The sequence below is a fragment of the Helicobacter sp. 11S02596-1 genome, assembly GCF_002272825.1.
Classification (GTDB): Bacteria; Campylobacterota; Campylobacteria; order Campylobacterales; family Helicobacteraceae; genus Helicobacter_J.
Genome location: NZ_MLAM01000019.1, coordinates 1 through 11,269, shown reverse-complemented (window position 1 = coordinate 11,269; position 11,269 = coordinate 1). Strand labels below are relative to the sequence as shown.

Below are 11,269 nucleotides of genomic sequence, written 5' to 3'. Positions count from 1 at the left end.
TACCCTCACCATTATCAGCATATTTGTATTGCATGGCTTTTTTAATCATCGCTTCAAAGCTATTATTGCTTCCCCCAAAAGGATTGCTTAGCATTGAGAGGCGATTGGTAGTAGAGGATTTAAAGATAACACCCATACTCTCTGAGGTGGTGTCATTCTTTGTAGCCTCTGAAGCTTTTTCTAAATGGTTTTGCACGCCATCGCTGATTTTTTTGAGTGTTTTTGTGTCGTTGATATGTGCGATGATGACAGGGGCTAGGGCGTCTGAGAGGTTTTTGATACCATCTAAGATTTTGATTTGGGTTTGATCCATAGAAAATGTATAGTCCAACAAATCAGACGCATTGAGGTTGGCAAGCTCTGCTAAAGTAGCTTCGAGTTGTGAGATATATGTCTCATTGAGTTCTTTTTGTTCCTCGCCAAGCTCGATACTTGCACGGATAGAAGCGGTTGGGATACCTTTAGAGGGATTACCATCTTTGTTGTCTTTGGCTTCTTCAAGTTGCTTTTGGATAGTTTGGTATTCACTATCAGCTTGCTCTGCTTTTGCAATGGTTTCTTTTAGATATTCATCGGTTTTTTGTGTTACTTGCTTATCAATATCTTTTATTTTTTTATTTAACTCCTCTTCTTTTTGTTTGGCAGTATCGTATTCTTTTTTATCTTCATCTTTCCAGTCAGTAGTATATTTTTCCAGTTTTGTCGCTGTGTCTTTTTTTGCTTCCTCTAATGCTTGTTTTTGTTTTTGGTAATCTTCTCCTTGCAAACTTTCTGTAATTTCTTCGATTTTCTTTTTTGTCTCTTCAAGATTTTTTATATTTTCAGTGATTTCTTGCTCTTTTTGAGTTGCCATAGCAAAAATTTTATTGTAAGCTTCAGTGATTTTATTCTGTCTTTCAGTTTTGAGATCAAAACCCTTATACGGCTCTAATTTTTGGAGGTATGTAGTATATTGCGTGTTGAAACTAGCCACCATCGCTTCGAGTTTATCTTGATATTTTTTTGTAATGTTTTGAAATTTTTCATCAGAAAGCTCGGGGAATTGATCTTTTTGGGGTTTATTTTGTTCTAGAAATGTTTTGAGTTCCTTTACACTCGGGCTCAAAGCTTGATTGACATAACCTTGTGCTTTTGTGCTTAGGGCATTGAGATAACCCAAAGAATCCATTTGTTTGAATTTTTTATCCATCGCTTGGTGATTTTGAATCTCCTCGTTTATTTTCTCGTTAGTCTCTTCACTATTATTTTCAAGATTTTTTTCCATAGCCTTGATGGTTGTTGGAAGAATTTCATAGATTTCTTTGAGTTTATAGTAGGCATTTTTGTGGCTGGCTATGTTTTTTTGGATTTTTTGGTTGAGTGCCATCCTGTTTTCTTGGATTTTCGCTTCTTTCATCAGTTGTTCGACGCTTTTTGCTTTGGCTGCTTCACTAGGCTGGATCATAAAATACAGCTCCTTGCCTTCTGCACCCAAATAGGTCGAAAGGACAAGATTGGCGTCTTGATAATCTTTGGGTAATGCCTGAAATTCGCCTATATTAGCCGTGAAGAGATGGAGATGGTTGGGATCGATTGGTTGGGGCGTGTTTGTGTTATCGGGGTTTTTATCGGGTTGGCTGGTATTAGATTGTGCCCCCCCCCCCGTTAGAGGCTTCTTGGCTTTTGGCAAAGGCAATAGCTTCTGTGCCTTTGAGGATAAGATAGGCACGATTGCCTAGCAAGGGCTTATCTGAGCGAGAAAGGAGACCGATTTGCGTGCTGGCTTCTAGCGTGCTTTTGCCCGTTACATCGATAGTGCCGGTGTCATTCGTGCTTTGCGCCCCGCTTATTATCCAGCCCTCGTTTTTGAAATCGCCCGTGATATTGAGCTTCGCACCATCAATAAGCATAATCGTGCCATTGGCGTGGTTGTTGAGATTCCCCGTGAGGTTTATTTGGGCGTAATTAATCGCTTGAATTCTTCCCTCTGTCCAGCCAGCAGGCGGTTTCCCGGCAATCGCCAAAAGCATATTTTCTGTATTATGTTCGGGCTTGTCTGTATTATCAGCGGTTCCATTGTCAAAACCACCGGTTGCGGTGATGCTAACTTTATTGCCTGCCCCTGCGATGGCTATCGAACCGGTATTTTCTATGCTTTTGGCATTTAAAAGTAATTCGGCTTGCTGGCTACTGACTAATTCATTGATATCTTTGAGGTTTTTGGGCTTAAAACGTTCTGAAACTCCTAGATCGCCACCCCATTTGAGTGCGCTCTCTGTAGCCGTGATAGAAAGGCTCGAACTCTCCGAAAGAGCAATTAGACCAGTGAGTGCAAGGCTGTTGGCGTCATCGCTCGCACTGCCTTTGTTAAAGGTAATGGCGAGCTTGCCTGTTTGGGAGTGTGAGGATAAATAATCACCGATGTGAATTTGTCCTATAGAGCTTGGTGTTGTGCCTGCGGTGATGTTGAAAGTTACATCGCTACCCGCACCGATGGTGGCGTTTTCGAGCTTGGCACCATCGGCAAAAGTTATGTTCGCCTTGCCTTGCGGGAGCGGGTAGAATTTATCTGTAGTCGGGACGCTAAGGAAAATGAGGGATTTTGCTGTTGTTTCAGCAGATGTCGCCGTGTCTGTGTCTTTGAGGTGATATGTTTTGATATCGCCATTATCAACAAAGCAACTACCATTAGTCTGTGCCTCGTCACACTTTGGGAGTGTGGGGGTTTGCTGGGATTCTTGGGACGTTATTGTGTTTTCTTCGGCTTGGGTGCTTTGTGCTAGCAATAAAGCAGTGAAAGCCAGGACGGATAAATAAGATTTTTTTAAAGACATAGTTTTCCTTTATTATTAATATGCTTACTCGGTTTGCTAAGGCAAACCTGAAGACCATTCCGCAGAGTGAAACTCTGCTTAGTCGTATCCTATGCTCCTTATCGGAGCATAAACGCATCGCCGTGCGGAGCTTGTTCAAGCCAAGCAGTTGGCTTTACCTTAACGCTCCTCCTCCTAAAGTAACCATCTCATACCCAAAGCGTTGCTTTAGTGTATTGGAGATATATTTAAAATGATAATAGTTATTATAAATTTAGTTATATAAAATGAAGCTTAGGAAAAATAAAATGATTGAAGATTGTGATATTTTTAATTTATTGTGATATTAATTCTTGCATTTGTGTGGCTGGATTGGGATTTTGGGGCTTTTGAGGGGGAGGCTAGATAACCATTTTGATTTCGGGGTGGGTGGTGAGTTTGGCAAAAATCTCGTTGCGTTCCTCTTCGGTATTCACAGCGATTTTGACTGCAAGGCTGATAAATCTGCCTCCAGAAGATTTGTTTTTGAGTTCTAGGGCAAAACTGCGGGGCATAATCTCAACAATGGCTGCTTTGATTTTGTCTTCGTTCTCACCGATGATTCGGTATTCCCACTCGCAAGGGTAGCTGATGGCGGGTCTGTCTTGGAGGGTTTGTAAGATTTTTGGGCTTAGGGGATTTTTTTGTGGGTTGTTATTGTTTGGCATTAAAGACCTCCAAGAATTTTTTGGGGATAGGGGTAGGGTGGCTGGTGGTGAAGTCGATATAGCCGAGCTTGACGTCCATTTCAAAGATTTTGGTTGGAGCGGTTTTGTGGGTGGGTGTCTGGTAAATCGGCATTTCAGAGGGGTTTTGGGATAGCTGGGAAATCTTGTAGATCTCTTGATGGAGCAAAACGGAGACGTTTTTTGCCTGGGTGATTTGGGTTTGGACCTCTAGGGTATCCCCGAGCGTGGCACTCCCGATAAATGTAGCATTCAGCGAGCGGACGACAAACCCGCTATTAGGCACAGCAGGGATCAAACCGGCGGTGAAAAACTTCTCGCTTCTGGCACGCTCGCAGTATTTGATATAGCTGGCGTGATAGACAATCCCCCCGCAGTCGGTATCTTCGTAATAAACACGGATTTGCATTTAGCATTACCTTTTTTGGAATGTTTTTTGTTTTATTATGCCAAATTTTTGTGTTTTTTGGGGATTGGTTGGGGTGAAGCGATTTTGGCGGTGGGAATGATGGGCGATAAAAGGAAAAATTTATTATAATAATTTTTGAGAATTTTAACTAAAAGGCAAAAATATGAGAGTAAAGAAATAAATCAGTGGAATATTTCATATAATATTAGAAATTTTTAAAATATTGCCATTATTTTCTGTGATGTTTTGTATTGTTGGTCTTTTTGTATTTTTGATGACCTATGCAACGAAATATGGATTTTTCCCATATTCTTTGTTTTCGTTTAGCGCTCTTTGGCTTTGGGGTATTGCTGGTTTGTATGGGGCAGTCATATCTATTGTTGTCGCATCTCCTTTTCTTTGGCTTCTTTTTTCAAAAAGATTGCAATTAAAATCAAACTCTATAATTTTATGTCTTTTGTGTATAGGTGTAATAGTTTTATTAATATTGATTAATAATATTTTGATTCCCCTTGGTCTATTCATAACCTTTTTATTAGCTGAAATTGCAATTGGTTTTTATAAAAATAAAAAATTAATTCGTATAGTTATTGGTATAATTTTAACTATTTTTCTTTACCTCTGTTTAATTTTTTTATTATCTGATTTTTTTACTCAAGCTTTTGAAAAATTTTTAAAAACAAAAGGTTTGGCGGCAGAAAATGCGGAGATTTATCTAAAAGATAAGCAAAAATTTGTATATGGAACGCTCCGATTTATGGATTCCAAAAATGCCTATGTAGAGTTTTGTGATGAAGGGCAGGATTGTCAAAAAGATATTAAAGCTAAATCCAAAAAAGTAGTCCCCGTCCAAGATGTTACAATTCTCAAAGACCCCGAAACTATAAAAGAATCCAAAAAACCGCAAGATTCCAAAGACGCTCAAGCCTCTCAAGGACCTGGAAATTCCCAAAATCCTAAAGAAAGCATAAAATAATCTTTGAAAACAAACCTACTGGCAAGATTTATTTGAGGGTATCATCACGCTTTTGGAGGAATTTTGATTTCAAAACCCAGAGTGATAAAAATAGCAATCAAAATCTCAAAAATTGCCTAGTTTTGAGTCGATTGATTTTTAGGTTTTATATTTTTTGATATCAGTAAAATTGAAGCTATGCAATGTGATAAAATAATGGATAAACTTGAAGATTTCTGATGTAATTTGATTAGATAGGCTGTAAATTTTTATATTTTAATATTCTATAGAATCAAATAAGCTTTTTTGATGTTTTTCTAACCATTTTTGTTTCTTGTGTTTTTTACCAATTTCTCGAGGCTTTGATTCTTCAAATTCTGATTCTTTTACTTCAAAAACCTTTAACACTCTGAATTTTTTTCCTTTCTTTTCTTCAAACTCATCAAGAGTAGTTTTAATTTCAACACTGCAATATATTGAAGAACCATTGGAAAACTTATATTTTCCGTCAATTACCTCTTGTTTAAAATTTGAATCAGCCATACTAAATTCTATTTTTTCGTTATCGTATTTTCCCTTCCAATTATATCTTCCTTCCTTGAGGACTGGTGAAATTATTTCTATGGTCGCCTCATCATCTTCTGAAACAAATTGCTCATCTTGTAGGATAAAGTTTTTGAAATCTTTTCTTTCTACTACATTTTCATCTGGAGCTATATGCGGACTTCTGTATCCAATTTTTTCAACTTTGTCATAATGCTCAATTGCTTTATAAAAATTTGAAATATATTTTTGGGTAAGCGGATCATTGAGTTTTTCCCTTATTAGTCGCTCTTCTATTTCTTGATTTTCTAATTTTGATTTTTTGAGTTGTTCTTCTTTTATTTTTAGATCTAATTCTTTTTCTTGAACTTCTAATTCTAATTTTTGAATTGCCTTTCTTTGTGCTTCTTTAGCCAAAGATTCTGCTTCAGCATCCCTTGTAAAAAAATAAGTAATAATATTGTTGATTGCTGGGCTCAGATATTGAAACACACAGGAAGTGCTGATCAATATTGTTTCTTTAAGCCCGCCTTCTTGATAAGCTTGTGTTTCTAGTTTGATTTCACTATCTAAAAGTATGCCTATTCTTTTGATTGCTTCAAGCAGATTTTTTTCAGCTTTGTTTCTCACAAAGGCATTCATAGTGTGTGAATTCCCTTTGAGATAATAATGAACTTCAAATTCTGTCTTTAAATCTTTATTCATATCAATATGCTACCTACTTTTATATAGAATTTTATAATATCTAATTTTTGAATAAATTATTCATTATAATAATACTTTTATCGAAATGATATTCTTCAATTGCTTGATATTATTTGATGGGAAGTATATTATTATTTTTATTTTACTTATGATTTGGCATTTTAATCAAAAACATCCATAAGTTTTATTTTCCGCATAACACAAGTTAGAAAAACAAATCGTATTTTTTCGATTTTGTATCATTTTCACCCACGATTATGCAGTCTTTGGTGGGATTCATATAAGCTTAAAATATAATTGAGTATATTAGTTCTTTTAACAATTCCATTGTTGTTGGGGGCTATAAAGAATGAGCAATTTTTCAAAATTTGGTTTTATTTTAGCGACGTTAGGGAGTTCTATCGGGCTGGGTCACATCTGGCGTTTCCCGTATATGGCGGGTGTGAGCGGTGGCGGGGCATTTGTGATTTTATTTTTGTTCCTTTCCCTCACCATCGGGATTTCGATGTTGGTAGCGGAGATGATCATCGGGCATACGACCAAAAAAAACACGACCGAAGCGTTCAAGCAACTCGACCCTAGCCCTAAAAAACGCTGGGGTTATGCCGGTATCATGCTCATTGGCGGTCCTTTTATCTTGACATTTTATTCCATCGTGCTTGGCTGGGTGCTGTATTATTTATTTGCAGTGAGTTTTGATTTGCCCCAAGACATAGCGACTTCAGAGGCGCATTTCAGCAGTCTTTTGAGCGATTCGATTTACTCGCAGGTTTTGGGCTTTACTGGTGTGCTAGCCATTACGGGCTGGGTGGTTTCACGGGGTATCAAAGATGGTATCGAAAAGCTTAACTTTGTCTTAATGCCCCTTTTGTTTGTGATTTTTATCGGCTTGTTGGTTTATGCGATGTTTATGCCATCGTTTGGCAGGGCGTTTGAGTTTATGTTTGCCTTTCGATTGCAAGACATCACGACCAATGTGCTTGTCGCTTCGCTCGGGCAAGTATTTTTTTCCCTTAGTCTCGGGGTGGGTATCATCATCACCTACGCAGCTTCTACGTATAAAAATCAAAATCTACTCAAAAGCGCCGTTTGGGTGGTCGTTCCGGGCATTCTTATTTCACTCGTTGCGGGGCTAATGATTTTTACTTTTGTCTTTGAATACGGCGCAAAGGCAACGCAAGGGGCAGGGCTGGTATTTGTCTCGCTTCCATTGGTTTTTGGCAAGATGGGCTTGGCAGGCAATGTCATCTGTATCCTTTTCCTTTGTGCGCTCGGTTTTGCAGGTATCACCTCGACCATCTCGCTCCTTGAACCCTCCGTGATGTATGTCATCGACAAATTCAAAATCAAGCGTTTCAATGCGACGTGGCTGATTGTCTTGGGGATTTATATCGTCGGATTGCTGTTGATTTTGTCCTTAGATAAGCACTTCCAAGAAGGCTTGAGCTTTTTTGGTCAAAACCTCTTTTCTTGGGTGGATTTTTCTTCATCAGCTATTGTAATGCCCTTAGGGGGCTTTTTGTCTGTGATTTTTGTGGGCTGGGTGATTGGCAAAGATAGGGTCTATGAAGCCAGCAAGCACTTTTTATCCAAAAAAATGTTTGCATTCTGGTTTTTCATCATCCGCTACATCGCCCCTTTGGTTGTTATTGTGATTTGGGCAGCAAAAATATTAGAGATAGCTTCATAGGGGTGCATCTTGGGAAATTTTTCAAAATTTGGTTTTATTTTAGCGACGTTAGGGAGTTCTATCGGGCTGGGTCACATCTGGCGTTTCCCGTATATGGCGGGTGTGAGCGGTGGCGGGGCATTTGTGGTGCTATATTTGTTTTTGACACTCACCATCGGGATTTCGATGTTGCTCTCAGATATGATTATCGGCAATCGTGGCAAAAAGGATATGGTTTCTTGCTATGAAGCATTAGACCCAACACCCAGCAAGCCTTGGCGAATCAGCGGGATTTGCTTGGTCGGCGGGCCTATTATCCTCTCGTTTTATGCGGTGGTGCTAGGCTGGATATTGTATTATTTATTTGTGGTGAGTTTTGATTTGCCCCAAAGCCTTGAATATTCCCAAAGCCAATTTGGAGATTTGCTCAATCATAGCGTTTATTGGCAGATTTTGGGGTTTAGTTTGTGTTTGTTTAGCACGGCGTGGATTGTTTGCAAAGGTATCAAAGATGGTATCGAAAAGCTCAATTTTGTCTTAATGCCCCTCTTGTTTGTGATTTTTATCGGCTTGTTGATTTATGCGATGTTTATGCCCTCTTTTGGCAGGGCGTTTGAATTTATGTTTGTTTTCCATCCCGAAAAGATCACTACCAAAGTATTGGTGGATTCCTTGGGGCAGGTGTTTTTCTCGCTCAGTCTTGGTGTTGGGACGATCATCACCTACGCTGCCTCGACAAGCCCCAAAGAAAATCTACTCAAAAGTGCCTTGTGGGTGGTGATCCCGGGCATTCTCATTTCGCTCGTTGCCGGGCTTATTATCTTTTCGCTTATCTTTGAATACGGCGGGCAACCCCAAGAGGGTGCGGGGCTGGTGTTTGTCTCGCTCCCATTGATTTTTGGGAAGATGGGCTTAGCGGGCAATGTTATCGCCCTTTTGTTTTTTTGTGCGCTCATTTTTGCGGGCATTACCTCGACGGTTTCGCTGTTAGAGCCATTTGTGCTTTATCTTATCAATCGCTTTAAATTCACTCGGCTTAAAGCCACATTTTGGGTGAGTTTTGTCGTGTATGCTTTGGGGCTTTGCGTGATCGCTTCTGTCAATGGTGCGACTGCGGGGGCTTTTACCTTTGGGAGCAAAAGCTTTTTTGACTGGGCAGATACGCTCACATCTTCAGCGATTATGCCTTTGGGCGGGCTGTTTTCCATCGTATTTATTGGCTGGTTTTTAGGCAAGGAAAAAGTCGCGGGCTTCACCGAGCATTTTTTGGGCAACAAAACATTTGAAGTATGGTTTTTTATCCTCCGTTACATTTGCCCGCTCGTGATCTTGGTGATCTTACTTAGCCCGCTTTTCAAGGACTTTTTTGGCGAGTGAAACGCTATAAACGCCCCCTATCGTTTCTCTTGTGATTTTTAGGGCTTGCTAGCCTTTTGCTACATTCAGTGGGGCGGGGGCTTGGGTAGTTGGCATCATTTCGATCCGATTGATATTGATATGTGCGGGCAGATTTGCCACCCACCACACCGCTTCAGCAATATCTTCGGGCAATAGCGGGTGCGTGTTTTCATAGACTTTTTGCGCCTTTGTGCTATCGCCTTTGAAACGCACGAGCGAAAATTCACTCCCCCCAGAAAGCCCGGGTTCGATATTGCTCACACGGATATTTTTGTCATATAAGTCGGCACGGAGATTGAGGCTAAATTGCTTCACAAACGCCTTGGTCGCCCCATAGACATTTCCGCCCGGATAGGGATAAGTCCCGGCAATCGAGCCGATATTGATGATATGCCCGTGTTTGCGAGCTACCATTTGGGGGATCACGAGATGGGTGAGGCGGACAAGCGCGCTGATATTGGTAGCTATCATCTGCTCCCAATCCCTAAGTGAAGCGTTTTCTGAAGAGTCCAGCCCGAGTGCTAGCCCGGCATTATTGATGAGGACGTCGATGTGTTTGAAGTCTTGGGGCAGATGTCGCAAGGCATTGGCGATGTATTCGGTGTCAGCGACATCGCAGGCGATGATTTCACACGCCTTGCCAAGCTCGTTTTGCAGGGATTCTAGCTTGTCTTTTCGCCGAGCATTCGCAATGATGTGATGCCCACCTTGGGCAAATCGCTTGGCGATTGCCCTGCCAAAACCCGCCGATGCGCCACTAATGAAAACGACCATTGTGTTATCCTTGTGATGTTTTGCTAAATATTATACAAAAATACTATTACCAATCTGTTTTTATTACGCCCTGCCTAAGCGAGACAAATGCACTTTCTAAGCGGGTCTTGCGGGTGTGGTAGGATTTTGATTTTGTTTTCTTTCAGCAGAGCGTTAATGAGGGTTTTGAAGCTTTTTTTACTCATCTGACAAATGGTGTGAATCTGCTCTGGCGGGGAGTTGAAGTCAAGTTCTAGCGGGTTTGTTTTGGCGATAATATCTAAGAGTCTCTTTTTTTCATCCCCGAGATTTGCCAGCGTGCTGATAGAGAGGTCGAGCTTGCCATCAGGGCGGACTTTTTGGATAGTGGCACGACTTGTTTTGCCGATTTCTAGGGGCGTGTGGGTTTGGTTTTTATACAATAGACCATAATATTTTTGATTCACCACACAGCCAATGCCTAGGGGCGTGATTTCAAAGGGCAAGATCGCCACGCTTAAGGGGCGATTTTTGCCTTTAAATGGGGCTAAATGCTCCTTGATACCCAGTTTGGCGATGAGACGATTTTGCTTATCGAGCGTGAGCCTGATGACAACGGGCTTGCCAATGCGAAATCGTTTGGGATTTTTTGAGGGCATAAAAATATCTTTGTCAATTCCTAAATCCAAAAAACAGCCGTTTTCTTCGATACTCACGACTTTTAGAGCAAGGATTTCACCAAGTGTGCCGATGGGCTTTTGCGTCGTTGCCACCGGGCGATCAAGCGAATCTGTGTATAAAAACACCTCCATACAATCACCGACGTCAAGCGACTTTGTGAGAAATTTATTTGGCAATAAAACCTCTGTGTCTGTGGCTTTGAGATACGCACCATTTTGGGTGAAGCGAGCGATGGGGAGGGTCTGGATAGTGCCGATTTGCATTGCGTTTTGTTGCCTTTTTTTCTTGTTGGAAACTCTTATTAGAAACGGGGTTTGATGGGTGTATTGTAGCTAAATTTGAGCTGAGTAAAGGTCTTGGAATCATCGAGATATGGGATAATTATATTTGTCGGTTACTTGCGATAACCGACAAAACCACATTGAAAGGATTTGTTATAAAAAGGCATAACAAATACCTAAAAGAATTATACATCTTGCAACTATTTGGTGTCCATTGTTTTTACTCGGTTTAATTTTTTCGCTGAAAAATTAAACCTGAAGACCATTCCAAGAGGCAAAGCCTCTTTTCATTCCTAAAGTTTTTTCACCCACCCACCCGATTTATTCCGTGCTTCGCACGTCATCAACCCGTTTTCTAAGGTTTCCATTCACAAACCAC

10 protein-coding genes are annotated in these 11,269 nt (G+C 40.4%); 3 read left to right on the top strand and 7 right to left on the bottom strand.

Annotation, left to right across the window (positions count from 1 at the left end; genetic code table 11):
• From BJI48_RS08990 to BJI48_RS08975, 4 genes are all read right to left on the bottom strand, one after another.
• On the bottom strand, window positions 1–1,669 hold a 1,669-nt coding region (locus tag BJI48_RS08990; RefSeq protein ID WP_143428798.1), incomplete at its 3' end, for a hypothetical protein.
• On the bottom strand, window positions 1,623–2,813 hold the full coding sequence (locus BJI48_RS08985) for a hypothetical protein (RefSeq protein ID WP_095334195.1): 1,191 nt from the start codon (window positions 2,811–2,813) through the stop codon (window positions 1,623–1,625). The genes BJI48_RS08990 and BJI48_RS08985, both read right to left, overlap by 47 nt.
• A gap of 380 nt (window positions 2,814–3,193) precedes the next feature.
• Entirely contained in the window at window positions 3,194–3,499 is a 306-nt protein-coding gene (locus BJI48_RS08980; RefSeq protein WP_095334193.1) for a DUF493 domain-containing protein, read from the bottom strand.
• Window positions 3,486–3,926 (bottom strand): thioesterase family protein, encoded by a 441-nt coding sequence (locus BJI48_RS08975; RefSeq protein WP_095334190.1) that lies wholly within the window; start codon window positions 3,924–3,926, stop codon window positions 3,486–3,488. The genes BJI48_RS08980 and BJI48_RS08975 overlap by 14 nt, the downstream gene beginning before the upstream one ends.
• 223 nt (window positions 3,927–4,149) lie before the next feature.
• Here BJI48_RS08975 and BJI48_RS08970 point away from each other — a divergent pair, with 223 nt between their 5' ends.
• The gene (locus BJI48_RS08970; RefSeq protein WP_095334187.1) at window positions 4,150–4,902 is read left to right on the top strand and encodes a hypothetical protein; all 753 of its coding nucleotides are present in this window, start codon (window positions 4,150–4,152) and stop codon (window positions 4,900–4,902) included.
• 255 nt (window positions 4,903–5,157) lie between these two features.
• Here BJI48_RS08970 and BJI48_RS08965 read toward each other — a convergent pair whose 3' ends face one another.
• Entirely contained in the window at window positions 5,158–6,129 is a 972-nt protein-coding gene (locus tag BJI48_RS08965; RefSeq protein ID WP_095334183.1) for a hypothetical protein, read from the bottom strand.
• Between the two features lie 349 nt (window positions 6,130–6,478).
• Between BJI48_RS08965 and BJI48_RS08960 the strand changes: the two genes are divergently transcribed.
• Window positions 6,479–7,819, top strand: coding sequence for a sodium-dependent transporter (locus tag BJI48_RS08960; protein WP_095334181.1), 1,341 nt, complete (start codon window positions 6,479–6,481; stop codon window positions 7,817–7,819).
• A 9-nt stretch (window positions 7,820–7,828) separates the two neighbouring features.
• Entirely contained in the window at window positions 7,829–9,175 is a 1,347-nt protein-coding gene (locus BJI48_RS08955) for a sodium-dependent transporter (RefSeq protein WP_095334179.1), read from the top strand.
• Window positions 9,176–9,223: 48 nt separating this feature from the next.
• On the opposite strand, the gene BJI48_RS08950 is transcribed toward BJI48_RS08955, so the two are convergent.
• Both BJI48_RS08950 and BJI48_RS08945 read right to left on the bottom strand, forming a co-directional pair.
• Window positions 9,224–9,970 carry an SDR family NAD(P)-dependent oxidoreductase gene (locus BJI48_RS08950; protein ID WP_095334177.1) on the bottom strand — a complete coding sequence of 249 codons (747 nt, stop codon included), beginning with the start codon at window positions 9,968–9,970 and terminating at the stop codon, window positions 9,224–9,226.
• Window positions 9,971–10,044: 74 nt separating this feature from the next.
• The gene (locus BJI48_RS08945; RefSeq protein WP_257874450.1) at window positions 10,045–10,872 is read right to left on the bottom strand and encodes a S1-like domain-containing RNA-binding protein; all 828 of its coding nucleotides are present in this window, start codon (window positions 10,870–10,872) and stop codon (window positions 10,045–10,047) included.
• Window positions 10,873–11,269 lie beyond the last annotated feature (397 nt).

Excerpts from the sequence above, each read along its gene's own strand:
- BJI48_RS08960 (WP_095334181.1), top strand. The coding sequence starts at position 6,479 with ATGAGCAATTTTTCAAAATTTGGTTTTATTTTAGCGACGTTAGGGAGT.
- BJI48_RS08980 (WP_095334193.1), bottom strand. The coding sequence starts at position 3,499 with ATGCCAAACAATAACAACCCACAAAAAAATCCCCTAAGCCCAAAAATC.
- BJI48_RS08965 (WP_095334183.1), bottom strand. The coding sequence starts at position 6,129 with ATGAATAAAGATTTAAAGACAGAATTTGAAGTTCATTATTATCTCAAA.
- BJI48_RS08950 (WP_095334177.1), bottom strand. The coding sequence starts at position 9,970 with ATGGTCGTTTTCATTAGTGGCGCATCGGCGGGTTTTGGCAGGGCAATC.
- BJI48_RS08985 (WP_095334195.1), bottom strand. The coding sequence starts at position 2,813 with ATGTCTTTAAAAAAATCTTATTTATCCGTCCTGGCTTTCACTGCTTTA.
- BJI48_RS08945 (WP_257874450.1), bottom strand. The coding sequence starts at position 10,872 with ATGCAAATCGGCACTATCCAGACCCTCCCCATCGCTCGCTTCACCCAA.
- BJI48_RS08975 (WP_095334190.1), bottom strand. The coding sequence starts at position 3,926 with ATGCAAATCCGTGTTTATTACGAAGATACCGACTGCGGGGGGATTGTC.